Below are 24289 nucleotides of genomic sequence, written 5' to 3' on the forward strand. Positions count from 1 at the left end.
CACCCGGCGCCTGTCACCGGCTCGCCGTCGCCGCCCGCGTTGTCTGCCATAGCGGGGAGGCTAGCGGACTGGGCCGATCGGCCGTCAGGGGTGCGGGGTGGGGTGCGCACAGCGAGCGTCAGCGAGCGAGCGCGGGGCCCCGCCTCGCGGGGCCCCTGCCGGCCGAACGGCCCGGCGCGCGGAGCGCGCCCTTGATTTTATAGAGGTCAATTCGGCAGCGTTATAGCCGCTGACGGTGCTATCCGAGTACGACTATGACGAGAGTCTTGTCATCGTGGGGCTTCGACCGAGGCCACCGACGACCATCAGGATCGGTTTCCTCCGTCTCGTAGATACGGCGGAGTACCTGATCCGGGCCGTGGCCCATGGCCTCGTCGTAGAGGTCGCCCCAGTTGTCGGCCTCGGGGTGCCGTTCGGGGTCGACGCCGTCACTCGCGAGCAACAGACCCCAAACCGTTTCCCGCTTCTTGGTGGTCGTGATGCCATGCAGTGCGGCATCGGGCTCGGCTCCGGCGATCCAGTAGCCATCGGAGCGGTTCATGCTTCGAGCCTGTTCGGCCTGGAGGTCAAGGAGGAGAGCACGGTGTCTGTCGTCGTATCCGTGGCCCTCTGCCAGCCGCTTGCGGTACGCAGATCGCTCTGTCGTCGCGACCTGGTCCAACCGGCTGTCGGTGTGGATCTGTTCACCGCCATCGGTCGGGAGTACGACGACGTAACTGTCTCCGAGGACGTAGGTCTCAACGACGTCGTCGGACCATCGTGCAAGGGCGACTGTGCTCGTCGGTGTGGTGGCGGGTGTCAGTCCGTGGGCATCGCGCACGACGCGGATCGCGGCAGCCACGGTTTCGGCTAGAGGCCCACCTTGGGCCATCGCTTCTCCGATTGCTCGAGCGAGCTGCTCGGCGTACCAACCAGGGTCGTGCGACCGATCACCGGCGACGGAGGTTGCGCCGTCGAGCACCGCCGCAAATCCGTCTCCTGTGACGTAGCGGTCCTGGTTGTTGGTGCTTCCCGCGAGAGTCCCGCCGAAGGTTGTGTATGGCTTCACGCGTGGACCTTCGGTCCCCAGGCTGCGGCCGTGTCCTTGACGGTGGTGCCCTCGAATGTGCTCGTGACGACGAGCGAGAACGGGTTGTCACCCATGGCTGTGTAGACCTCGGAGAGATGCTGCCGCGGGTACTCCACGGCTCCGAACCGCTGTTCGGCGCGAACGAACTTCGTCGGGACGATGCTGGGTGAGCCTCGCTGTTCACTAACTGATTCACTAACCGATCATCTCGGCGCGCTGATCAGAGGAAATGAAGAACCCCCGGACCTCAAGGGTTCCGGGGGTTTTTCGCTGTGGCTCCGACCGGCGTCGATCCGGTGACCTTTCGATTTTCAGTCGAACGCTCTACCAACTGAGCTACAGAGCCCTAGCGCGAACGCCCGGACAGTCGAGACCGACAATCCGGGCGCCTCTCGCGCGACCCTGACGGGACTTGAACCCGCGACCTCCGCCGTGACAGGGCGGCGCGCTAACCAACTGCGCTACAGGGCCATGATCGCTACCCGCGATCGGGGGGCTTGTTTCGAGCCGTGAGTACCCTAACCCACCGCGGGCCAGAACCTGAAATCAGATCCGGGCACCAGGTGGATGACCTGCCTCACAGCAGTCGAAACCCGGCTCTCGCGAGCCGTTCCGTACCCCCAACGGGATTCGAACCCGTGCTACCGCCGTGAAAGGGCGGGGTCCTAGGCCGCTAGACGATGGGGGCCAAGACCGGGCAAGTCTACAGGTGGTCGGCTGCTCTGCCGCACGTCGGGAGTCGCGTCCGGGACGTGTCGCGGGTCGGGGATGATGGGTGCGTGGTGGAGATGACGCGGGAGGACTTCGAGACGGCCGTCAGCGAGGGGCTGGACCTCGTGCCGCCCGACCTCGCGGCGCAGATGGACAACGTGGTGGTGCTCGTCGAGGACGACGCGCCCGCGGACGATCCCGAGCTCCTGGGGCTCTACGAGGGCGTGCCGCTCACGGAGCGCGACCACATGTGGGCCGCGGGCGCGCTGCCGGACCGCATCACCATCTTCCGGAACCCGACCCTCGCGATCTGCGACACGCGTGAGGACGTCGTCGAGGAGGTGGCCGTGACCGTGGTCCACGAGATCGCCCACCACTTCGGGATCGACGACGACCGCCTGCACGAGCTCGGCTGGGACTGAGCAGGAGTCGGCGGGCCCGGAGCCGACAAAGCCCCGGGTCGCGAAGCGAGGCTTCGCGACCCGGGGCTGGTGATCGTCCGGTGCGGGACCGGGGGAGGCGTACGGCTCAGTACTTCGTGCCGTACTCCCAGTGCCAGGCCTCCGGCTTGCTGCCGCCGGCCTGGGCCCAGCCCGGGTGCTTCCAGCCGAACTTCCCGGCGTGGGCGACCATCCAGGCGTGCTCGGCGGTGCCGAACGACTCGATGCCGCCGGACAGGTCCACGGCCTGACCCAGGCCGTGGTTCGACGTGCCGGGCACGGCGGCCAGGGCGCCCCGCGAAGCGGCGACCGACACCTGCTCCCCGTAGGAGCGGTAGCCGTCGGTCAGGTCCAGGCTCCGGCCGAACTTGGCGCGGAACGCGCGATTCAGGTGCTCGAGCGCCACCGCGGCGTCGCACCGCAGCTGCTCGCCCGAGGCGAAGCTCAGCCCGCAGAGCACGCGCGACGGGATCTGGCCGTTGCCGTAGCTCTTGGCTGCCTTGGCCATCTGCTTGGCACGTGCCGCAGCCTTCTCCCGGGCCACCTCGGCCTTGCGCTCGGCCTTGCGCTCGGCCTTGCGCTCCGCGCGGGCCTCGCGCCGCTCCTCGGCGGCCTTCTTCGCGGCCGCGATCTCCTCCGGCGTGGGGCCCGGATCGACCGACACGACGGCGTCGCCGTCGGTCTTGGTGATGAGCCGCTGGAGCGACGTGGTCACCTTCTCGATCCGGTCGGCCGACGGCGCTGCCGCGGCTGCGCTCTTCGCGGCAGCCTTGGCGTCCTCGGCGTCGGCGGACTTCTCCGCCTGCTCGGACTCCTTCGCCGCCGCGGTGGTCACGACCGAGTCGGCGAGCGGGGTGTCGAGGATCGCGATGCTCTCGGTCTCCTGCCCACCGAGCGGGGTGACGTCCGCTGCCGCCACGGACAGGTTCGTCGGCGCGGTGGCGTCCGCCACGGACTCCTGGGCGGCATCGGCGGTGGTCCCGCTCGCCTCCGCGCTCGACGCGTCGGCCGCGCGCTCGGCGAGCGACGCGCGCTCGGTGCTCCGGGAGGCCGCGGCGTTCTGTCGCAGCCCGGTGGCGGTGGTGGCGGCGTCGTGGGCCCGGTCCAGCATGGTCCGCAGCTCCTTGGTGGCCGCCTGGAGCTTCTTGCGGTCCTTGACCGTGAGGTCGCCCTCGCGGGTCACGTAGTCGGCGTCCGACAGGACGGCGTCCGCCTTCTCGGCGGCGGACCGCACCTCGGGGTCGGTCACGACGGCGCTGGTGATGGCGACCGCCGCGGGCTGCACGGCGGGCTCGGCGGCCGTCGTGGACCCGTTCGCGGCGGCGTCGTCACTCCCGGTGAAGCTGACCGCCGCGGTGGTGGTCAGGGCGACCGTGGTGAGCGCTGCCGCGACCGCGAAGGACGAGCGGCGCAGCATCCGGCCGGATCGCGCGCTGTGTCCCGCTGCGGGGACGGCGGCGTGGGCACCCTGGGCGCCCGGCCGTCGCGTGCGACGGGGGACGAGGGTGTGGTCTCCGGGCCTCAAGGGCGCTCCAGGGAATCGGGGGCAAGGGCAAGGCACACGGTGCGGTGCGCGACGGGGTTCGGCGTCTGGGGCACGCTGATTTCCGTTCTGCGGCTGGGCACAGGCGACACCGTGAGGGGAGTTCCCCTCGGGGGGACGGCGAAGAATGCTCCGGCTGCGGACAGGGCCACAGCGCACGGCGGGGCCGCGCAGGCCATGGCAGTCGCCGCGAGGAACCAGGCTCGAAGGCCCAGGGGGTGGTTCTTCGCGGCGACGTTTAATATTGAACGACCGTCCAGGAGTTGCGAAACCCCCCGGGCGGGGGTATGGGTCACAAAACCCGGGCAGAGTCCGTGGCGTAGCCGTGAAGGCTGGACAACCCGGGGTGTGCGCGCTCACATCACGCTCAGATTGAGGCGTTCGGGGCCGTGCAGCAGACTTCGGGCATGGCCCATCACGATCAGGCCGCGAACGGATCCGTGCCCACCCCCGCCGGACAACCCGTGACCGTGTCCATCCACCGCATCGTCCACCCCGACCACGTCCCCGAGGTCACCCGCTGGGTGCAGTCGGGCGTCAACCTCGCCAACCGCTGGGACGGGTTCCTCGGATCGGGCTGGATCCGCGCCGCGGAGGGGTCCCGCGACTGGCACATGCTCTACCGGTTCGCCGACGCCGAGCGGCTCGCCGCCTGGGAGCAGTCCACGGAGCGCCGGGACTGGCTCGCGCAGGGCACCGGGCTCGTCGAGGAGCTGCGCTACCAGCAGCGGACGGGCATCGAGGGCTGGTTCGAGGACCCGACGCGGGTGGATGAGCCGGCCGACGTCGCCGCAGCCGTCGTGCCGCCGCGGTGGAAGCAGGCCACGAGCATCTGGCTCGGGTTCTTCCCCGTGAACCTGGTGTTCACGGCCCTGTTCACGTACTTCGTGCCCGGGTGGGGCGACGTGCACCTCGTGCTCAAGGTGCTGATCTCGACGCTGATCCTGACGCCGATCATGGCGTACTGGGTGCTGCCGTGGGTGACGCGCCGGCTCCACGGCTGGCTGCACCGCACCTGACCCCTGACGTGTCAGACGTACAGATCACCCGGGTGACCTGTACGTCTGACACGGCGGGTATTACGCGCGGCCGAGGGCCAGCCGCTGGGCGGGAGCGTGCCCACGACGGCGCAGCCGGATCCCGCCCCGGCCCGGCACGGGCAGGACGGCAGCCTGGTCGGCCCGGCCCGCGAGCCAGCCCGCGAGGCGCTCGGGCCGGTCGGTGATCACGCCGTCGACGCCGATCCCGGAGTCGGCGGTCACGAGCGTGGTCCACGCCTCCGGGTCGTTCGCCGTCCAGGACATGACCCGCAGGCCCGCGGCGTGCAGGCGGGACACCAGCCGCGGGCTGCCCGCGATCGTGGCGACGGACGGGTTGCAGGCCACGACGTTCAGCCGCTCGCACAGGCGCAGCAGGCCCGGCGGGTCGAACGAGACGAGCAGGCCGCCGGGCAGGTGCGGCGCGACGTCGCGCACCGTGGCGACCGTGCCCGGCCAGAAGCTCTGCACCAGGACCCGGCGGTCGAACCCGGCGGTGTCGATGGTCGCCACGACCCGCTCGACCTGTTCCGCGTTCCAGGCGCCCTTGAGCTCCAGCAGCAGGTCCGTGCGGGGGTGGCGGGCGAGCACGGCGAGCACGTCGTCGAGCGTGGGGACGCGCTGTCCCGAGAACGCGGGGGCGAAGTAGCCCCCGGCGTCGAGCGCGAGCACCTCCCGCGCGGTGAGGGCGGCGACCTTGCCGGTGCCGTCGGTGGTGGCATCGACCGTCTCGTCGTGGATCACGGCGCCCACACCGTCGGCGGTGGGCTGGAGATCGATCTCGACGAGGTCGACGCCCGCGTGGCAGGCGGCCTCGATGGCGGCGAGGGTGTTCTGCGGGGCCACCGCGGAGTACCCACGGTGGGCGATGACAGCGGGACGAGCGGCCATGCTGACCTCCGGATCTGCGGCTCTGCTCGCCACGGTAGCCGCTGGCGGAGGCCCGCCCGGCGCCGTCGGGGGAATTCGAGGAGAGTTCCAGGAGCGTTCACCGCCCGGCCCCGGGCGCGCCGCGTCGGTCACCCCGGCGAAACCCGCCGGATGCGCGGATTCCCAGGGCCGGGTGGTTTCATGTGCGCCATGGTCCGTCCCGCACCGCTCGCCGTCGCCACCGTGACGCTGCTCCTTCTTCTCGCCGGCTGTTCGGCGGACGGCGCCGACGCCGCCGGCCCGGAGGCCGACGGCGGCGCGAGCGCGACGCCGTCGGCCAGCGCGAGCGCGACCACGAGCTCCGACCTGGACGCACCCCTGGACGCGAACGAGGCCTGTTCCGCCATGTACGTGAAGGGCGACAAGACGCTCGAGGAGCGCATCGGCATCGCGCTCGTCGGCGCGAGCGACGGGCTCGACGCCGCCTCGGCGGACCAGATGCACGCGATGTCGCTGGAGCTCGGGCGGCTCGAGGAGCGCGTGCCCGAGGAGTTCCAGGGCCCGGTCGAGAAGATCCGGGTCCCGTTCCTCCAGCTCCAGAAGGCGCTCGACGCCGGCACGCAGGACCAGACCGAGCTCGACATCGCCTCGACCGTCGAAGGGCTCAAGGAGTACGAGAAGCTCTGCTGACCGGCTCGAAGATGCCCTGTCCCGGCGTGAGCACGCCGCGGGGGTCGTACCGGTCCTTGGCGCGCAGGACCGTGGGCCAGCGGTCGCCGTAGTGGGTGCGCCAGTCGGCCGGCGTCAGGCGCAGGGCGTTGACGGGGTACTGGGTGCCGCCGGCGGCGAGGACGCGGGCGTAGAGCGCGTCGTTGTCGGCGATCAGGCGCTCGGCCTCGGCGTCGTCGGGCGGGCTCACCGCGCGCAGCAGCGCGAGGAGGAAGAAGACCTCGCCGTCCGGGACCCGTACCTGCGGGCGGGTGAGGAGCGACCGCCGGGCCGGGTAGAGCAGAGCCACCCCGCCGGCGTCGGCCGGGGTGAGCGTGGTGAGGAGCTCCGTGACGATCTCGTCGGTGGCGGCGTCCGGGAGGAAGGCGTTGAGCCAGGGCCCGGGCAGGCGGAGCGCCTCGATCTGCTCCACGGTCTCGTAGACCCGGTTCAGCCACTCGAAGTAGGGCACGTCCACGAGGTCGACGCCGGCGGGGTCGATGCCGGCCAGCAGGGCCGCGTCGTCGGGCGGCTCGGTGGTGTACCAGGCGCCGCCCTCCAGGACGAAGGCGAAGCCGTCGTCGTCCGTGGGGACGAGCTGGCCCTCCAGGTAGTCGAAGCGGCCGTCGGCCAGGGTGGTCCGCTGCGCCGCCGTCAGGTCGGTGATCCGGGGGTAGGTCAGCGTGTAGACGCGCGCCATGGCGGGCGCGGTCTCCAGGCGCACCGTGGCGCGCACGATCACGGCGAACTGACCCAGCCCGCCGAGCACGGCCTCGAAGAGCTCCGGCTCGTGGTCCGCGGAGCAGGTGACCAGGCGCCCGTCACCCGTGACCACCTGGAGCTCGACCGTGTTGTCCACGAGCATCCCGAAGTGCTGCGAGGCGCCGCCGATCCCGCCGACGCAGAGCGTCCCGCCCACCGAGAGGCCCAGGTAGTCGGTGCTCACCGGGGGCGCGACGCCGACGGCGAGCGTGGCGCGGACCAGGTCGAGCCACTGGACCCCGGCGTCGACGACTGCCCGGTCGGGCGTGATCTCGTGGATCGTGGCCAGGGTGCGCGAGTCGATCACGACGCCGCAGTCGGCCTGCGCCTGGCCGAACGTCGAGTGGCCCTGGCCGCGCACGGCGACGACGAGCCCGTGCTCGTTGGCGAACCGGACCAGGGTCACGACGTCGTCGACCGAACCGGGCCGGAGCACGGCCCGCGGACGGTGGTGCGTCAGGTGCCCGTAGTCGGTGGCGGCCTCGGTGAGTGCGCCCTCGTCGGTGACGAGCTCGCCGTCGAGGTGGGGGAGCTGAATCGCGGTGGAGTTCTCCGGGAGGCTGTTCAGCCACCGGGAGTCGGCCGGGTCGAATGCGACCACGGCGGCGCCTGCCAGAAAGGTTCGACGGTCTAGCTGTGCCATGTGGGCCCCTCGGCGTTCGGGTGGGCGACTACGGTACAGGGCAGCCTAGGCGCGGCGTAAGAGCGTTCGGTGGAGGTGCGCGGGCGACTCTTTTCGTGTGGCGGAGCCATATCACCGGAAACTACTGCCGCCCGAGGCCGTCCGGTGGTAGCGCTCGTCCGGTGTACCGCCTCAGGAGCAGCGGCCCGCGTGGATCGCCCTCGCCCGCGGGACGTCCCAGGTGGTCGAGTAGCCGTAGCCGCCGGGGCTGCGTGTGGTCGCCCCCAGGTACAGGTGGGCGTACGCCTCGGTGACGTGCTCGTGCACCGGCTTCCCGGTGGAGGCGCGGACGGCGCCGGGAGCTCCGGCGACAGGTGGCCGGGTGGTGCCGCAGCGCTGCTCGATCTCTGCGTGCGCGATCTCGTGGCGGGCCTGGTTCAGCAGGTACCTGCGGAACCAGTTGTTCCCGCTGCCGGCCACCGACATGTCGTCGGCGCCGTTGCCGAGCCGGATCAGCCCCTTGCCCGGCGCCAGCGTGCCGCCCGGGGTGTAGCTCCCGGTGAGCAGTGCCCTGGTCGCGGTGACGTAGCCGCGCCGACCGCCCTCGTCCGCCGCCGCGAGCTGGAGCGGCACCCCGTACCGGGCGGCGAGCTGCCGGGCGGCGTCCCCGTGCGCACGTCCCGCGGAGCCGGCGGGACCGCCGGCCACGGGAGCGCGGCGGGTGGCCAGGATCAGTCCCGTGGCGCCCTCGACGTAGACGGCCTGCGCGTCGGAGGTGACGGCCCGGCACAGGCGGGTCCCCGCGGGTCGGGTCCGGCCGGCGGACGAGCCGTCGGGCGCGCGCGTGGTCGGCGACTTGATCCAGACGTGGACACCGTGGCCGCCGTCGGGCAGCGAGCACCGAGCGGCCGCTGCTGCCGGCGTCGGTGCGACGCCCGCCAGCAGGAGGGCCAGCGCGGTGAGAAAGCGGGCCACGGTGCGCATGATGCCGTCCGCCTCGATGCTACGTATCCGCTGGGCGGACCGCAGGGCGGGAGTCCTGAGGAGGATGAGCGCGCAGGTGAGAGAGGTGGGCCCCCCGGGGATCGAACCCGGAACCCGCGGATTAAAAGTCCGCTGCTCTGCCAGTTGAGCTAGAGGCCCGCGTGCCCGGCGACCGGGCGGCGCGAGTAGAAAGCCTACCGGTCAGCTCGAGGATGGTGGTGCAGCCCTCCGAGCGGGGCACCCTACGTCTTCTGTCGGCGGCTGTCACACGCTGTCCCACCCAGTGGGAGATATCGGGTTAAATGCGTCTCACGCTTGCGGTGAGCGGGAGGGCTTGGTTCGGTGGTCGGGACCACGAGAACCAACTTGAGGAGCTCATCGTGCTCACCGTGACTGACAACGCTCGTACCGCCGTCCAGGACCTTGCTCAGCAGGCCGGAGTGCCGGTCGAGGGTGGTCTGCGCATCGCGCAGGCCTCCGACCAGCCGGGGAACTTCGAGCTCGCGCTGGTTCCGGCCCCGCAGCCCGACGACCAGGTCGTCGACGCCTCGGGTTCCACCAACGTGTTCGTCGAGGCGCAGGCCGCACCTGCCCTGGACACGCTGACCCTGGACGCCGACCCGCGTGCCGAGGGTCCGGGATTCGTGCTCACGCCCACGGCGTGACCTTCCGGCGCCCTCCGGGGCGTCGAACGGCCGAGGCCCCCGGTGACCACCTGCCAGGTGGTCACCGGGGGCCTTCGTCATGCGTCGGACGGCGCGCCCTGGCGCCGGTGCGTCGAGGGACGGGTCAGAGCGCCACGCCGAGGATCCACGACCCGCCGAGCACCAGCGCACCCAGGGTGACGAGCAGGAACAGCATCACCCAGAAGAGGCCGCCGACGCCGGTCAGGCGGGCGAGCATGTCGGCGTCCGACGTCCGGGCCTGCCCGCGGGAACGCTGCACCTGGAGCTCGAACACCGGACGCACCGCGCCGAGCAGCAGGAACCAGGTCACGGCGTAGGCCACGGCGCTCTGCACCTCGGGTGCCAGGAACCACGTGACGAACACGAGCGCAGTACCGCTCACGAGGATGGACCAGAGGCCGAACCAGTTGCGGATCTGCAGGAGCAGGAGCGCGAGCAGCGCCACCAGCAGCCACAGCAGGCCCACGGCGTAGCCGAGCTTGAGCAGCCAGGCGGCCCCGAGCCCGATGAGACCGGGGCCCACGTAACCGGCGAACGCCGTGATGACCATGCCCGGACCGCGCGGCTTGCCGCGCGACACGGTGAGGCCGGAGGTGTCGGAGTGCAGCCGGATGCCCTCGAGCTTGCGGCCCGTCAGCAGGGCGCCCAGGCCGTGCGACGCCTCGTGCGCGATGGTGATCACGTGCCGCGCGAGGTGCCACAGGGGCCGGAAGAAGACGACGACCAGCGCGATCGCCGCCATGGCCAGGACCATCAGGTCGGCCGGCGGGTCGACCGGGGTGACCGCGTTCGTCCAGATGGTGCCGAGCACGTCGCCGATGGTGGCGAACGGTCCGGCGGAGCTGGTCGGTGCGGAATTCATGCGCCACATAGAACCACACCGAACGTGACGTGCGCCGCAGTCAGCGGCCGGCGAACGTGCGAGAATGTTCGGTCGTGGGCGGCATCGGCCGCCCGACGTCGTGGCCCCGGCCCGGGTGAGCAACCCGCCCGCCGGTGTGAGCACGGCGGACCACCGGCGCGGTACGCGCCGCCACCGAGCCCGAGAGGCCCAACTCCTTTGACTACCTTTGCCGACCTCGGTCTGCCTGCACCCGTGGTGCAGGTTCTGACGGACCGCGGCATCACCTCGCCGTTCCCCATCCAGACGGCGTCCCTGCCGGACTCCCTCGCCGGTCGCGACGTGCTCGGCCGCGGCCGCACCGGCTCCGGCAAGACCCTCGCGTTCGCGCTGCCCGTCGTGACGCGCCTCGCGGTGTCCGGCGCCCGCTCCGCGGCGTCGGGCCAGCCGCGCCGCGCAGCCGGCCGGCCCCGCGCGCTGATCCTGGCCCCGACGCGTGAGCTCGCCAACCAGATCGACGAGTCGGTCGCGCCGCTGGCGCAGGCCCTCGGTCTGAAGACCACCACGATCTTCGGCGGCGTGGCGCAGTCGCGCCAGGTCACCGCGCTGAACGCGGGCGTCGACATCGTCATCGCCTGCCCCGGCCGCCTCGAGGACCTCCTCGGCCAGCGCCACCTCACGCTCGACGACGTCGAGATCACCGTGCTCGACGAGGCCGACCACATGGCCGACCTCGGCTTCCTGCCCGGCGTGAAGCGGATCCTCGACAAGACGGCCGCGCGCACGCAGCGCCTGCTGTTCTCGGCCACGCTCGACAACGGCGTGGACGTGCTGGTCAAGCGCTACCTGCACCAGCCGGTCACGCACTCCGTGGACGACGCCGCGGCGCCGCCGCCGCAGATGACGCACCACATCCTCGCCGTGGCCGACAAGGACGCGAAGAAGAACGTGGTGCAGCAGCTCGCGCAGGGCACCGGCCGCCGGGTCCTGTTCACGCGTACCAAGCACCAGGCCAAGAAGCTCGCCAAGCAGCTCACCGCGGCCGGCGTGCCCGCCGTCGACCTGCACGGCAACCTCGGCCAGGGCGCGCGCGAGCGCAACCTCGCCGCGTTCTCGTCCGGCGAGGTGAAGGTGCTGGTCGCGACCGACATCGCCGCCCGCGGCATCCACGTCGACGACGTCGAGCTCGTGGTGCACGTGGACCCGCCCGCCGAGCACAAGGCGTACCTGCACCGCTCCGGCCGCACCGCGCGCGCCGGGTCCGGCGGCGACGTCGTGACCCTCATGCTCCCCGAGGAGCGCGGCGACGTGCGTGACCTGACCCGCAAGGCGAAGATCACCGCCCGCCCGCAGGACGTCGCCCCCGGTGACGCCACCGTGACCCGCCTGGTCGGCGAGGTCGCGCCGTACGTCGAGTACGTGCCGCCGGCCCCGCAGCAGCCGGTCCGCCAGGGCCAGCCCCGTCGCCAGGGCGGCCGCGGCCGGTCCGGTCAGGGCGGATCCGGCCAGGGCGGCGCCCAGGGCGGACGCCAGGGTTCCGGCCAGGGCGCGCAGGGCGGCGGCCGCCAGGGCCAGTCGCGCGGTCAGGGCACCGGCGGCGCCGGCCAGGCGGCGGGACAGCGCGGAGGCGCGCGTCCGGCGTCGGGCGGCGGACGTACGGCCGCCGACCACTTCCCGCGGCCGGACGGCGCGGCCCCTCGCCGTCGTCGGCGGGGTGGCCGCGGCCGCGGCGCGGGCAACCCGAACGCGTCCGCCGCGAGCTGACGCCATACAGCAGGGCCCGTGGGGCCTTCCGACCGGATCACCGGACGGAAGGCCTTACGTGTTTGTCACCGCCGGAACACCGGCGGCGAGCGGGAAGTTGCTCTGTGCGGAGGTGTTGAGATGACGTACAAGATTTCGAAGTCCGACCAGGAGTGGCGCGAGCAGCTCTCGTCCCAGGAGTACGCGGTGCTGCGCCAGGCGGGCACCGAGCGGGCCTGGACGGGCGAGCTGCTGGACGAGAAGCGCACCGGCGTCTACCGGTGTCGGGCGTGTGACGCCGAGCTGTTCCGGTCGGACACCAAGTTCGACTCGCACTGCGGCTGGCCGTCGTTCTACAGCCCGCTCGCCGGCGACTCCGTCGAGCTGATCGAGGACCGCTCGCTGGGCATGGTGCGCACCGAGGTGTGCTGCGCGACCTGCGGGTCCCACCTGGGGCACGTGTTCGACGACGCACCCCAGACCCCGACGGGCGACCGGTTCTGCATGAACTCGGTGAGCCTCACGTTCGAGGAGAGCTGACCCTGCCACGGCGGTGAGGCGAGGAGCGCCGCTGACGCCGGGACCACCGCGTCAGTGCGCGCTCTGCTTCCACGCCACGATGTCGGCCGAGTAGCGGTTCAGGAGCCGCGCGAGCTGCGCGACGTCGTCGGTGTCCCAGGTCGCGAGCGCGCCCTCCAGCATGGCGACCCGGCTGGTACGCGCCCGCTCGAAACGGTCGACGCCGTCCGGCGTCAGGGTGATGCGCTGACCGCGGCTGTCGTCCGGGTCGACGGTCCGGTCGACCAGGCCGAGCTCGACCAGGCGGCTGAGCTGCCGCGACACGGTGGCGCGGCCGACACCGAAGAAGGTCGCGAGGTCGGACCCCCGCGCTCCGGGCCGCTCGGCGATGTGCGCCAGCAGGGGGTACGCGCTCGCGTCGAGCTCGGGGTGGACCCGCTGCGCGATCGACGTGCCGTTGGACTGCGCACGACGGATCACCAGCCGGACCTCGCGCTCCAGGCCCTCGAACGGCCCGGGAGCGGTCCCCTGTTCGTCGACGGTGTCGCCGTCGGCCCCGTTGCCGACGGTGACACCGTCCTCGGACGCGTCCGTGCTGGACCTGCCTGTACTCGAGAGCATGCGCCCATGATGACGCGTCAAGCGCCCGGATCACAGCCCGCGGGCACGAAATCCCCCGCTTGCTACGCCTTAGACCTCGGTGGCTTCGAGATCCTGGAGCTGGTCGATGCCCGACCGGTGACCCAGCGGCACCTCCTTGATGAGGGAGACGCAGAGCAGCGCGACCAGGGCGAGCGGGACGGCGGCGAGGAAGATGTCCGCGATGCCGTTCGCGTAGGCCTTCTCGACGACCTCGACCAGCAGGGCCGGGAGCGTCGAGAGATCGGGCAGCGTGCCGCCGCCGGAGGACAGCGCCGACGGGTCGATCCCCTGCTTGACGAGCTCCGGTGCGATCGCGGTGACCCCCTCCTTCAGGTTCTCCTTCACGCTGTGCCCCAGGATCGCGCCGAGGGCGGAGACGCCGATCGCGCCGCCGAGCGAGCGGAAGAACGTCACGGTGGACGTGCCCGAGCCAGAGTCCTTGATGTGCAGCGTGTTCTGCGTGGCCAGCACCATGTTCTGCATGAGCATGCCGACGCCCGCGCCGAGGACGAACAGGTAGATCGACACCAGCACGAACGAGGTCTGGTAGTCGAGCGTCGACAGGAGCAGCAGACCGCCCGTCAGCAGCACGCCGCCGACGACCATGAACGGCTTGTACCGGCCGGTCCTGGAGATGAGCTGCCCGCTGATCGTGGAGGACAGGAACAGGCCGACCACCATCGGGATGGTGTAGAGGCCGGACTCGGTGGGCGTCTTGCCGCGTGAGAGCTGCATGTACTGGCTCAGGAACACCGACGAGCCGAACATCGCGACGCCCACGGCGACCGAGCCGATCACGGCGAGCACCAGCGTGCGGTTCTTGAACAGGTACATGGGGATGAGCGGGTTCTTGACCCGGAGCTCGACGAGCACCGCGATCGCGAGGATCACCAGGGAGCCGCCGACCATTGCGAACGTCTGCCACGAGATCCAGTCGAACTCGCTGCCCGCGAAGGTGATCCACAGCAGCAGGGTGGCGATGCCGACCGAGATCAGCGTGGCGCCGATGACGTCGATCCGGGCCGAGCCCTTCGGCCGCTTGGGCAGCTTCAGGGTCATCTGCAGCACGATGATCGAGGCGATCGCGAACGGCAGGCCCACGAAGAAGTTCCAGCGCCAGCTGATGGCGTCGGTGAGGAAGCCGCCGAGGATCGGGCCGCCGACCATGCCGATACCCATGATCGAGCCCATGAGGCCCATGTACCGGCCGCGCTGGCGCGGGCTGATGATGTCCGCGATGAGCACGGCGGCCAGGGACTGCAGGCCGCCCGCGCCGATGCCCTGGAAGGCACGGAACGTGATGAGCTGACCGACGTCCTGCGAGAAGCCCGCGGCGGCCGCCGACAGCACCGAGATGACCAGTGCGATCTGGATCAGGGTCTTGCGGTTGGTGAGGTCGGCGAGCTTGCCCCAGATCGGGGTCGAGATCGTCGAGGTCAGCAGTGTCGCCGTCACGACCCAGGTGAAGGACGACTGGCCGCCCTCGAGGTCGGTGATGATCTTCGGCAGGGACGACGAGACGACGGACATCGCGAGGACCGACACGAACATGCCGAGGAGGATCCCGGACAGCGCCCGGAGAACCTCGGTGTGCGTCATGGCGGGTGGTTCGCCCTGGAGGTGGTCGGGCTCGGCCACCGTGGTCGTGGTGTTGGGGCTGGTCATGCACACTCCTGCTGGTTCTGGGGGGTCTTCCGGTGCGTGATGTCCGCACTGATGGTGTCGACGAGGCGGTCCAGCGTGCGGGTCGCCTCGGCGAGGTCCTCGGGGGACCAGGCGGCGAACGCCTGGTCGATGAGCTTCTTGTACTGTTCGGTGGCCTCGGCAGCGAGGGCCCGGCCGGCGTCCGTCAGCTCGACGGTGCGGACCCGGCGGTCCTCGTCGTCGACGGTCCGGACGACGTACCCGGCGTCGGCCAGCGTGCTGACCTGGCGGCTCGCGACCGACAGGTCGACGCGCTGGCGCGCGGCGATGTCGGACAGGGAGGCCGGGCCGCACTTGGCGAGCAGGTGCAGCACGGCGACGCCGGCCCTGGGCCAGTCGAGCTCGTGGGCGATACGTGCCGCCGCCTCCCGCTGGGCGCGGGAAAGACTCTGGAGCGCGGTGATCAGGGCGACGGCGGGGGCTTCGGTGCCGGACGGCGTCCGGCTGCTGTGGGAAGTCATGGGTGCCTCGCGGTTGATTGCTTAAAGCAACTATATCCAGATGGTTGCCGAATGCAAGCGTCTCGGCGCGGGTGAGTGGGCGACGGAGGTGTGACCTGCGCGACATCGCCCGGAGGCGCACACGAGAACGGCGCCGCCCCCCGGTGGGGAGCGGCGCCGTGGGCCGGCCGTGCGGCCGGTGCGTGGCTGCGGTGTGCCGGGGTCAGGCCCCGGCGCGGGACTCGTCGCCCATGTCCTCGAGCTCCATGCCCTTGGTCTCGGGCACCTTGGCGAACACGAAGAAGAAGCTCAGCGCTGCGAAGGCCGCGTACATCAGGTACGGCACGCTGGCGCCGAACGCGGACAGCAGCGGCGGGAACGTCAGGGTGATGGCGAAGTTGGCGATCCACTGCATGGCCGCGGCGACGCCGAGGGCGGCCGCGCGGATGCGGTTGGGGAACATCTCGCCCAGCAGCACCCACACGAGCGGGCCCCACGAGGCGCCGAAGAAGACGACGAACGCGTTGGCGCAGATCAGTGCGATGACGCCCCACGGGCCGCTCAGCGAGATGTCCTCGCCCGTCCCGGTCGCCTGCGTGAACGCGAGGGCCATGAGGCCGAGCGACACGGTCATGCCGGCCGAGCCGATGAGCAGCAGCGGACGGCGGCCCACCTTGTCGATGAGCGCGATGGCGATGAAGGTGACGGCGACGTTCGTGATCGACGTGATGGTGGAGACCAGGAAGGCCTGGCTCTCGTCGAACCCGACGGCCTGCCACAGGGTGCTCGAGTAGTAGAAGATCACGTTGATGCCGACGAACTGCTGGAACACCGACAGCAGGATGCCCACCCAGACGATCGGCTTGAGGCCCAGGGCGCTGCCCCGGAGCGAGCCCTCGGAGGCGTTGGCCTCGTCGATCACGATGCTCCGGTGGATCTGCGCGAGGCGGTCGTCGACGTCCTCGTCAGGCCCGAGGACGCTGGCCAGGACGGCCCGCGCCTCGTCGTCGCGCCCCTGCGCGGCGAGGTACCGGGGCGACTCGGGGATGCGCAGGGCGAGGATGCCGTAGACGGCGGCCGGGACGACGGCGACGAGGAACATCCACCGCCAGGCCTCCCAGCCGAGCCACAGGACGTTCGCGGCGCCGCCGGCCGACTCCGCGAGGATCTGGTCGGAGAGCAGGGCCGCGAAGATACCGACGGTGATCGCGAGCTGCTGCAGCGAGCCGAGGCGGCCGCGCATCGCGGCCGGCGCGATCTCCGCGATGTATGCGGGCGCGATCACCGACGCGATGCCGATGCCGACGCCGGCCATGAACCGCCAGACCGCGAGGTCCCAGGCGGAGAAGGCGATGGCGGACAGGATCGACGACACGAAGAACAGGACGGCGCCGAGCACCATGACGTGGGTGCGGCCCCAACGGTCGGCCAGGCGCCCGCCGGCCCAGGCGCCGAGCGCGCAGCCGAGCAGCGCGACGGCGACCACGAGGCCGGTGACCGTCGGGTTGAGCGAGAACTGACCCTCGATGGCATCCACGGCGCCGTTGATCACGGAGCTGTCGAAGCCGAACAGGAAGCCGCCCACCGCGGCGGCGAAGGCGAGGGCCGTTGCCTTGCGGTGGGCCGATTGCGCGGAGGCGTTCGGTGCCGTGTGACCAGTGCTCATGCTGCGATGCTAAGTCGCTCGATGCCAAGTCGCCCCCCGGGGCGGTCGCGCGCGGAGGGCTCCTCCGGGGGGTCGGGTCAGGTGAGGAACGGCCAGAGCGCCCAGGTCGCCAGAGCGGCCACGAGAGCGGCGGCGGGGATGGTGAGGACCCAGGCGATGGCGATGTTCTTGGCCACGCCCCAGCGCACGGCGGAGAGCCTGCGGGTGGCGCCCACGCCCATGATCGCCGACGTGATCGTGTGGGTCGTGGAGACCGGGGCGTGCAGCACGAACGCGTTGACGTACAGCACGAGCGCCGAGACCGACTCGGCCACGAAGCCGCGTGCTGGGTCGAGCTCGATGATCTTGCGGCCGAGCGTGCGCATGATGCGCCAGCCGCCCGAGTACGTGCCCGCGGAGATCGCCGCCGCCGCGCACAGCTTGACCCAGAGCGGGATGCCGGTTGCCGGGTTGGCCCAGCCGACGGTCAGCAGCGCGAGGTAGATGACGCCCATGGTCTTCTGCGCGTCCTGCAGGCCGTGGCCCAGCGCCATCGCGGCGGCCGAGGCGGTCTGTGCGATCCGGAAGCGACGGTGTGTCTTGGCCGGCGCCGCGCTGCGGAAGATCCACAGCACCGCGATCATCACGGCGAAGGCGAGGCCGAAGCCCACCAGCGGCGAGATGACCATGGGCAGCACGACCTTGTCCACGATCGCGGACCAGTAGACGGCCATGCCGCCCGCGAGCCCGGCCCCGACCAGCCCGCCGATGAGGGCGTGGGTGGACGACGACGGCAGCCCGAACCACCAGGTGATGAGGTTCCAGGTGATCGCACCGAGCAGAGCGCACAGCACCACGGCGAGCTCCGCGTGCGTGCTCGCGCCCGTGAGGTCGACGATCGAGGTGGCGATGGTCTCCGCGACCTCCGTGCCCAGCAGGGCGCCCGCGAAGTTCATGGTCGCCGCCATGAGGAGCGCGACGCGCGGCGTCAGCGCCCGGGTCGAGACCGACGTGGCGATCGCGTTCGCGGCGTCGTGGAAGCCGTTCGTGTAGTCGAAGCTCAGCGCGAGCGCGACCACGAGGACGACGAGGGCGACCTCCAACTCAGGACTCCTTGAGGGCGATGGTCTCGACCATGTTCGCCACCTTCTCGAAGCTGTCCGCGGCGTTCTCGAGAACCTCCACGATCTCCTTCAGCTTCATGAGCTGGACCGGGTCGCCGGCCAGGTCGTCGAAGAGCTGGGCGATGAGCTTGCGGTGCAGCTTGTCCGCCTGGTTCTCCAGGCGGTTCACCTCGACCCAGTAGTCGGCGAGCTTGTCCATCGAGCGCAGGCGGGGCATGGCGTCGGCCGTGAGCTCCGCGCACCGCTGCAGCACCTGGACCTGGTCGGAGACGCGGTCGGGCAGGCCCTCGACCTTGTACAGGACGATGAGGTCGGCGGCCTCGTCCATCTCGTCCATGCAGTCGTCCAGGGCCGAGGCAAGACTGGAGATGTCCTCGCGGTCGAACGGCGTCACGAAGGTCTGGTTGAGCCGCCGCATGATCGAGTGCGTGGCGTCGTCGGCGAGGTGCTCGACATCGTGCATCTCGTCGGCCAGCTTTTCGCGACCTGCCTTGTCCGCACCGAGCAGCTCCGCCAACAGGGACGAGCCCCGGACGAGGTGCTGGGCCAGGGCGGCGAGTAGGTCGAAGTACGTGGTGTCGCGCGGAGTAAGGCGCACGAGGGCTCCCGTTCTGAGGGCTCTGGAACCTGCTCAGCGTAGAGCCGTTGCCGACTATCGCCAATTTGCAAGGTCATGCTTTGGCGACTCGTGACACACGGCACAGCATCGGCGCCCAGGCGCCACGGCGCGTGCCGTGGGCCGGGAGGCGAGAGGAGTTGGGCGACGCCGAACCGGGAGCGCCTCTCGGCGCGGGGCCGCTCGTAGCGGCTTGAGGTGGAGCCCGGGGCTACCGCAGCCCGGCGTCGCATGGACCATCGTAGTCCCGTACGCGGATCTGCCAAGGGGGTCGGACGTCACAGGGCGCGCCCGCGCGGAGGCCTTGACAGCGTGCGCGCCTACTCCAGGGAGCCGGACCTCCACAGGTCACCGGCTCGTTCCAGCTCTTCCGCGGTGCGCAGCAGCGAGCTGGCGCCCCGGGTCATCCGGGTCGCGCCGGTGGGGTCGGCGACCTCGCGGGAGTCCGCGTCGAAGGCCGCGCCCGTCGAGAGGATCCGGCAGAACGCGCCCGCCCGTTCGAGTGCGACGGCGAGGTCTCCGGTGAACACGCCGGACAGCACGGCGTCGGCGAGTATCTGCAGGTCACCGGGTTCCGGTGGGCTTGGCACGCCCGCGACGGCCTCCTGGACCGGGGCGGCGTCCACACCGAGTCGATACCTGAGCATGACGGTAGGCATGTCCCGCCGCACCCACTCGCGCAGCACGTAGAGGCGCCAGAGCGCTCCGGGCAGGGACACGGGGGCGGCGTCCGCCCACAGGCCCGCCACGGTGTCCAGGCCCTCGTTCTCGACGAGGTGGATGAGCCGCTCCACCACGGCAGGGTCCTCGGTGGTGCGGGCGCGGTCCACGAGGGCCCTGGCCGTCGCGTGGGCGATCTCGTCGCGCAGGGCAGGGTCCACCTCGCCGGGGAGCGCGTCGGCGTCCCGGGGGTCCAGCATGGCCGGCCGTCTCGGCGGTCGTTGGTCGCTGCTCATGGTGACCGATAGTGCGCCGAAATGAAACGTGTGTCCACCACGATCCTGGTCGAACTGGTCACCAGACCTGGGGACCAACCTTTTCGGTGGCCACGACGAGCGGTCCCGAGGGCGTGTCGGCGACGTGCGCGACGAGCGCCTCGCCGGGTTCGAGGAACGGGTCCTGCCGCGGCAGGCCGTCCGCCACGGCGCCCTCCGCGTGCTGGGCGAGCACGTCCAGCACCGTGGGCAGCACCGGCCGGTGGGTGCAGATCACGGACGACTCGGCGGTCTCCTCCAGCAGCTCGCCCACGGTCGCCGCGACGCGCGACGGCGACCGCTCGTGCTGCGCCTCGGTGAGGTACTCGCTGTAGCTCGGGCGCAGCCCCGCGGCCCGCACGTACGGGTCGATGGTGGTCGCGCAGCGCTCCCAGCGGGAGCTGATGACGTGCTCGACGCCGTAGGCGGCCAGCACGGGTACCAGCGCCGCGGCCTGCCCGTGCCCGAGCGGGGTGAGCGGGCGGTCGCGCTCGCCGCCGTGCCAGGAGGTACGCGACACCGCCCGGCCGTGCCGTGCGATGACGAGCGCGCGGGTGTCCAGCGCGCCCTCGGCCTCGGCGGCCAGCAGGGCGTTCAGCGGCCCGCGGTCGGAGGCGCGGGTGAGCCGGCTCACCGCGTCGGCGGCGTCCAGCCACTCCACCGTGTCGACCTCCTCGCGGTCGACCGGGGCCACCGGCGCGCGGGCCGCGAGCCCTGCGGTGTCCCGGCCCCGGCGGGCCCGGCGCGACGCCCAGTAGTGCACCCGCTTCACGCGGCCCTCCGGCGTCAGGTACTGCAGGCCCGGCAGGGGACGGCCGAGCACGATCTCCTTGCCGGTCTCCTCGGCGACCTCGCGGATCGCGGCGCCCTGGAAGGTCTCGCCCGTCTCCAGCTTGCCCTTGGGCCACGACCAGTCGTCGTAGCGGGGCCGGTGCACGAGCTGCACCTGCACGTTCCCGGCCCGACGGCGCCAGACGATCCCGCCCGCCGTCATCACGACGGGGGTGTGCATCCCCGCCGGCGGCGAGGTCGCCGTCGTCGGCTCGGTACCCACCACCGACCTCCGGCCCGTCACCGGACGGGCTCGAGCCGACGCCGCTGGCGCTGGATCAGGACCGCCTGCAGGTCGCGGAGGCCGTTCCCCTCCGAGCCCGAGGACGGACGCTCCCAGGTGCCGTCCGGCAGCAGGTGCCAGGACGCCGTCGTGTCCGCCATGGACTCGTCCAGGAGCCCCAGGAGCTCACCGATGTGGGTCGGGTCGGAGATCCGGATCAGGGTCTCGACGCGGCGGTCGAGGTTGCGGTGCATCAGGTCGGCCGACCCGATGAACACCTCGGGACCGGTCTGGGGCCCCTCGGCGATGGCCGGGCCCACCGAGTTGGCGAACGCGAAGATGCGCGAGTGCTCCAGGAACCGGCCCAGGATGGACCGCACCCGGATGTTCTCGCTCAGCCCCGGCACGCCCACGCGGACGGCGCAGATGCCGCGCACCACCAGGTCGATCTTCACGCCGGCCTGGGAAGCGCGGTACAGGGCGTCGATCACCGTCTCGTCGACCACCGAGTTGATCTTCATCTTGACCCACGCCTCGTGGCCCGCGCGGGCGGCGGCCGCCTCGCGCTCGATGCGCTCGACCAAGCCGGAGCGGACGGCGCGAGGCGCCACGAGGAGCCGGTGGAACGTCGACTTGGGCGCGTACCCGGAGAGCTGGTTGAACAGGCGCGTCAGGTCCTGGCCCACGTCGGGGTCGCAGGTCAGCAGGCCGTGGTCTGTGTACAGGCGCGCCGTCTTGGGGTGGTAGTTGCCCGTGCCCACGTGGCAGTAGCGCAGCAGGGAGCCGTCGGGCTCCTGACGCACCACCAGCGACAGCTTGCAGTGCGTCTTGAGGCCCACGATCCCGTAGACCACGTGCACGCCCGCCTCCTCGAGCTTGCGCGCCCAGGAGATGTTGGCCTCCTCGTCGAACCGGGCCTTGATCTCGACCAGCGCGAGCACCTGCTTGCCGGCCTCGGCGGCGTCGATCAGCGCGTCCACGATGGGCGAGTCGCCCGACGTCCGGTACAGGGTCTGCTTGATCGCCAGCACGTTCGGGTCGGCCGCGGCCTGCTCCAGGAACGTCTGCACGCTCGTGGAGAAGCTGTCGTACGGGTGGTGCAGCAGGATGTCCCGGCGCCGGATCGCGGCGAAGACGTCGGTCGGCTTGGAGCTCTCCACCTCCGCGAGGTGCCGGTGCGTGGACGGCACGAACGGCGGGTAGTGCAGGGAGGTCAGGTCGAGGTCTGCGATGAGGTTGAGACCCGTGAGGTCCAGCAGCGCGGGCAGCTCGTAGACCTCCTCCTCCTTGACACCCAGCTCCCGGACGATCAGGTCCCGGATGCGCGGGCTGATGTCCTTGGCGATCTCCAGGCGCACCGGCGGGCCGAACCGGCGCCGCAGGAGCTCCTTCTCCATCGCCTGGAGCAGGTTCTCGGCGTCGTCCTCCTCGACGTCCACGTCCTCGTTGCGGGTGACGCGGAACGTGTGGCTGTCCCGCACCTCCATCCCGGGGAACAGGTAGTCGAGGTGCTGGGCGATGACCTCCTCCAGCGGCACGAACGAGAGCGGACCGCGCTGCGGGTCGGCCTTCTTGGTGCCGGGGCGGCGCGGCTTGCCCGACGCGTCGACCGCGATGAAGCGCGGCAGCAGCGGCGGCACCTTGACGCGGGCGAAGTGCTCCTTGCCGGTGGCCGGGTTGGCGACGACGACCGCCAGGTTGAGCGAGAGCCCCGAGATGTAGGGGAACGGGTGCGCCGGGTCCACCGCCAGCGGGGTGAGCACCGGGAAGATCTGCTTGCGGAAGAACTTGTGCAGCCGCTCCTGCTCCTTGGTGTCCAGCTCCTCCCAGTGCACCAGCGTGATGCCCTCGGCGGCCAGCGCCGGCTGCACCTCGTCCTCGAACACCTGCGCGTGCCGGGCCATCAGGGTGTGCGCACCCTCGGAGATCGCCGACAGCGCCTGGCGCGGGCTGAGCCCCGAGGCGCTCGTGACCGCGATGCCCGTGGCGATGCGGCGCTGCAGGCCGGCCACGCGCACCATGAAGAACTCGTCCAGGTTGGACGCGAAGATCGCCAGGAACCGCACCCGCTCCAGCAGCGGGATGCGCGGGTCCTCCGCGAGCTCCAGCACCCGCTGGTTGAACGCGAGCCAGCTCAGCTCCCGGTCGGCGAACCGGTCGACCGGCAGGGGCTCGCCCAGCAGCGGGTCGAGCAGGCTCGTGCCGCCCGGGTTCTCCGCGATGTGCTCCGCGATGTGCGCGGCCAGGCTCGGGTCGAGGGAGTGCGGCGCCAGGATGTCCTCCTGCTCGCTCGGCTTCGGGGCGGTGGGCCGCGCCGCGGCCTGCTTCTGCGGCGCAGGTCTCTGCGCGGGCTTCTCGGCGACGGCAGGCACACCGTCGCCCGTCTGGGCGGCCGGCGCCGGAGGGGCCGCGCCGTCGGTCGGCTCCGCGCTTGCCGTACGAGGGCTCTGCTTCATGAATCGGCCATTCTTGTCCCGGGTCCTGGCGGAGCTGGTCGCGACGCTGTCCTTCATGTCGTTCATGGTGTCACCGTTCGGTACACAGTGGGTGACGCTCCCGGAGAGCGTCCGTCACGGGCGGGCATACTGCACGTGTACAGCGGCCCGTGCGAAGCCTGCGCGCTCGTACGTGGCCAGGGCGGGCGTGTTGTCGCCCTCCACGTACAGCACGGCGCGCGTGGCCCCGGATCGCGCGAGGTGCGCCAGCCCCACCTCGGTCATCAGGCGGCCGAACCCCTCGCCCTGGTGGTCCGGGTCGACACCCAGGGCGTAGATCTCGCCGTCGCGCGCGTCGTCCGGCTGGCCCGGCTCCGTCTTGGTCCACTGGAACGCGACCGGGTCCGTGTCGGCACCTGCCCCCTCCGGCGCGTCCGGGACCAGGAGGAAGAAGCCCTCCGGGTCGAACCACGGCTCGGCCTGCCGGGCGCGCAGGTCGTCGAGCGACATCCGGCCCTGCTCCGGGTGGGTGGCGAAGGCGCGCGCGTTGGCGCGGAGCCAGGCGGCGTCGTCGGCCCCGGGGCGGAAGGTGCGCAGGCGGTAGCCCGCCGGGGCGGCGGGCGCCTCCGGGACGCCGTCCGCCCCGGCGAGGGGGCGGGCCAGGAAGAGCAGCTCGCGCACCGGTCGCAGCCCCGCCGCCCGCGCGAACTCGCGGGCGGGCTCCAGGTCGCCGTGCGCCCACACCCGCAGCTGCTTGCCGTGCTGGCCGGGCTCCCCCGAGCGGGACGGCAGCGTGGCGTCGCGCTCCGCGGTGCGCAGCAGCACCCGGCCGTGACCGTTCCTGCGGTGCTCGGGGTGGATCACCAGCTCGGCGCTCGCGGTCTCGCCCGAGCGGTCGATCTGCACGTAGCCGACCGTGCTGCCCGCGGTGGTGTGTGCCACGACGTGCGTGATCCACTCCGCGTCCGTGCCGAGGTGGAGCAGGGGCTGCTCGGACAGCGGCGCGACGCCGTCGTGCGCCTCCGCGGCCGCGGCCAGGTCTCGGACGGCCTGCTGGGCGTCGGCGTCGAGCGGGCCGATCTCGATGGGGGCGGCGATTCGCATGACCTCATCTTCTCGC

At 71.6% G+C, this 24289-nt stretch carries 22 protein-coding genes and 4 tRNA genes; 6 read left to right on the forward strand and 20 right to left on the reverse strand.

What is annotated here, in order from left to right; all coding sequences use genetic code 11:
* Window positions 1-238 precede the first annotated feature (238 nt).
* The 4 genes from ACZ7LE_RS02260 to ACZ7LE_RS02275 form a co-directional block, all read right to left on the reverse strand.
* Window positions 239-1048 (reverse strand): protein phosphatase 2C domain-containing protein, encoded by an 810-nt coding sequence (locus ACZ7LE_RS02260; RefSeq protein WP_470401766.1) that lies wholly within the window; start codon window positions 1046-1048, stop codon window positions 239-241.
* A 294-nt stretch (window positions 1049-1342) separates the two neighbouring features.
* Window positions 1343-1415 (reverse strand) — tRNA-Phe (locus ACZ7LE_RS02265).
* A 51-nt stretch (window positions 1416-1466) separates the two neighbouring features.
* Window positions 1467-1540 (reverse strand) — tRNA-Asp (locus ACZ7LE_RS02270).
* A gap of 144 nt (window positions 1541-1684) precedes the next feature.
* Window positions 1685-1757 (reverse strand) — tRNA-Glu (locus ACZ7LE_RS02275).
* Between the two features lie 100 nt (window positions 1758-1857).
* Between ACZ7LE_RS02275 and ACZ7LE_RS02280 the strand changes: the two genes are divergently transcribed.
* Window positions 1858-2202 carry a metallopeptidase family protein gene (locus ACZ7LE_RS02280; RefSeq protein ID WP_377232010.1) on the forward strand — a complete coding sequence of 115 codons (345 nt, stop codon included), beginning with the start codon at window positions 1858-1860 and terminating at the stop codon, window positions 2200-2202.
* Window positions 2203-2308: 106 nt separating this feature from the next.
* Here ACZ7LE_RS02280 and ACZ7LE_RS02285 read toward each other — a convergent pair whose 3' ends face one another.
* On the reverse strand, window positions 2309-3637 hold the full coding sequence (locus ACZ7LE_RS02285; RefSeq protein WP_470401767.1) for a M15 family metallopeptidase: 1329 nt from the start codon (window positions 3635-3637) through the stop codon (window positions 2309-2311).
* A gap of 533 nt (window positions 3638-4170) precedes the next feature.
* Between ACZ7LE_RS02285 and ACZ7LE_RS02290 the strand changes: the two genes are divergently transcribed.
* Window positions 4171-4782 carry an antibiotic biosynthesis monooxygenase gene (locus ACZ7LE_RS02290; protein WP_470401768.1) on the forward strand — a complete coding sequence of 204 codons (612 nt, stop codon included), beginning with the start codon at window positions 4171-4173 and terminating at the stop codon, window positions 4780-4782.
* Between the two features lie 60 nt (window positions 4783-4842).
* Here the strand turns inward: ACZ7LE_RS02290 and ACZ7LE_RS02295 are convergent, their stop codons facing one another.
* The gene (locus tag ACZ7LE_RS02295; protein ID WP_470401769.1) at window positions 4843-5691 is read right to left on the reverse strand and encodes a glycerophosphodiester phosphodiesterase; all 849 of its coding nucleotides are present in this window, start codon (window positions 5689-5691) and stop codon (window positions 4843-4845) included.
* Between the two features lie 189 nt (window positions 5692-5880).
* Between ACZ7LE_RS02295 and ACZ7LE_RS02300 the strand changes: the two genes are divergently transcribed.
* Window positions 5881-6360 (forward strand): hypothetical protein, encoded by a 480-nt coding sequence (locus ACZ7LE_RS02300; RefSeq protein ID WP_470401770.1) that lies wholly within the window; start codon window positions 5881-5883, stop codon window positions 6358-6360.
* On the opposite strand, the gene ACZ7LE_RS02305 is transcribed toward ACZ7LE_RS02300, so the two are convergent.
* The 3 genes from ACZ7LE_RS02305 to ACZ7LE_RS02315 all read right to left on the reverse strand — a co-directional run bounded on the left by ACZ7LE_RS02305 (window position 6335) and on the right by ACZ7LE_RS02315 (window position 8905).
* On the reverse strand, window positions 6335-7741 hold the full coding sequence (locus ACZ7LE_RS02305; RefSeq protein ID WP_470401771.1) for an FAD-binding protein: 1407 nt from the start codon (window positions 7739-7741) through the stop codon (window positions 6335-6337). The two genes, ACZ7LE_RS02300 and ACZ7LE_RS02305, sit on opposite strands and share 26 nt — an antisense overlap.
* Before the next feature lie 213 nt (window positions 7742-7954).
* The gene (locus ACZ7LE_RS02310) at window positions 7955-8746 is read right to left on the reverse strand and encodes a hypothetical protein (protein WP_470401772.1); all 792 of its coding nucleotides are present in this window, start codon (window positions 8744-8746) and stop codon (window positions 7955-7957) included.
* Window positions 8747-8832: 86 nt separating this feature from the next.
* Window positions 8833-8905, reverse strand: a tRNA-Lys gene (locus ACZ7LE_RS02315).
* Window positions 8906-9126: 221 nt separating this feature from the next.
* Between ACZ7LE_RS02315 and ACZ7LE_RS02320 the strand changes: the two genes are divergently transcribed.
* Entirely contained in the window at window positions 9127-9411 is a 285-nt protein-coding gene (locus tag ACZ7LE_RS02320) for an iron-sulfur cluster biosynthesis family protein (protein ID WP_285108667.1), read from the forward strand.
* 124 nt (window positions 9412-9535) lie between these two features.
* On the opposite strand, the gene ACZ7LE_RS02325 is transcribed toward ACZ7LE_RS02320, so the two are convergent.
* Window positions 9536-10303, reverse strand: a complete 768-nt coding sequence (locus ACZ7LE_RS02325; RefSeq protein ID WP_470401773.1) for a M50 family metallopeptidase — start codon at window positions 10301-10303, stop codon at window positions 9536-9538.
* A gap of 228 nt (window positions 10304-10531) precedes the next feature.
* On the opposite strand from ACZ7LE_RS02325, the gene ACZ7LE_RS02330 reads away from it, so the two are divergent.
* Window positions 10532-12037 carry a DEAD/DEAH box helicase gene (locus ACZ7LE_RS02330; protein WP_470403269.1) on the forward strand — a complete coding sequence of 502 codons (1506 nt, stop codon included), beginning with the start codon at window positions 10532-10534 and terminating at the stop codon, window positions 12035-12037.
* 120 nt (window positions 12038-12157) lie between these two features.
* Window positions 12158-12556: a peptide-methionine (R)-S-oxide reductase MsrB gene (gene msrB / locus ACZ7LE_RS02335; protein WP_470401774.1), complete on the forward strand. Its 399-nt coding sequence runs from the start codon at window positions 12158-12160 to the stop codon at window positions 12554-12556.
* Between the two features lie 51 nt (window positions 12557-12607).
* On the opposite strand, the gene ACZ7LE_RS02340 is transcribed toward msrB, so the two are convergent.
* The 10 genes from ACZ7LE_RS02340 to mshD all read right to left on the reverse strand — a co-directional run bounded on the left by ACZ7LE_RS02340 (window position 12608) and on the right by mshD (window position 24273).
* Entirely contained in the window at window positions 12608-13156 is a 549-nt protein-coding gene (locus ACZ7LE_RS02340) for a MarR family winged helix-turn-helix transcriptional regulator (RefSeq protein WP_470401775.1), read from the reverse strand.
* A 69-nt stretch (window positions 13157-13225) separates the two neighbouring features.
* On the reverse strand, window positions 13226-14842 hold the full coding sequence (locus ACZ7LE_RS02345; protein WP_470401776.1) for an MDR family MFS transporter: 1617 nt from the start codon (window positions 14840-14842) through the stop codon (window positions 13226-13228).
* A complete protein-coding gene (locus ACZ7LE_RS02350) occupies window positions 14839-15342 on the reverse strand; it encodes a MarR family winged helix-turn-helix transcriptional regulator (protein ID WP_470401777.1) in 504 nt (167 codons plus the stop codon). Before ACZ7LE_RS02350 ends, ACZ7LE_RS02345 begins: the two co-directional genes overlap by 4 nt.
* Window positions 15343-15544: 202 nt before the next feature.
* A complete protein-coding gene (locus tag ACZ7LE_RS02355; RefSeq protein WP_470401778.1) occupies window positions 15545-16987 on the reverse strand; it encodes a sugar porter family MFS transporter in 1443 nt (480 codons plus the stop codon).
* Between the two features lie 77 nt (window positions 16988-17064).
* Complete coding sequence (locus ACZ7LE_RS02360) at window positions 17065-18069, reverse strand: inorganic phosphate transporter (protein ID WP_470401779.1); 1005 nt, start codon at window positions 18067-18069, stop codon at window positions 17065-17067.
* 1 nt (window position 18070) lies between these two features.
* Complete coding sequence (locus tag ACZ7LE_RS02365; protein ID WP_400537807.1) at window positions 18071-18688, reverse strand: DUF47 domain-containing protein; 618 nt, start codon at window positions 18686-18688, stop codon at window positions 18071-18073.
* Window positions 18689-19026: 338 nt separating this feature from the next.
* Complete coding sequence (locus ACZ7LE_RS02370) at window positions 19027-19626, reverse strand: hypothetical protein (RefSeq protein ID WP_470401780.1); 600 nt, start codon at window positions 19624-19626, stop codon at window positions 19027-19029.
* 94 nt (window positions 19627-19720) lie between these two features.
* Window positions 19721-20737 (reverse strand): NUDIX hydrolase, encoded by a 1017-nt coding sequence (locus ACZ7LE_RS02375; protein WP_470401781.1) that lies wholly within the window; start codon window positions 20735-20737, stop codon window positions 19721-19723.
* Between the two features lie 14 nt (window positions 20738-20751).
* Window positions 20752-23190 carry an RNA degradosome polyphosphate kinase gene (locus ACZ7LE_RS02380; protein WP_470401782.1) on the reverse strand — a complete coding sequence of 813 codons (2439 nt, stop codon included), beginning with the start codon at window positions 23188-23190 and terminating at the stop codon, window positions 20752-20754.
* A gap of 114 nt (window positions 23191-23304) precedes the next feature.
* Window positions 23305-24273, reverse strand: coding sequence for a mycothiol synthase (mshD, locus tag ACZ7LE_RS02385; protein ID WP_470401783.1), 969 nt, complete (start codon window positions 24271-24273; stop codon window positions 23305-23307).
* Between the last annotated feature and the right edge of the window lie 16 nt (window positions 24274-24289).

It is taken from the genome of Promicromonospora sp. NPDC110617 (assembly GCF_055598465.1).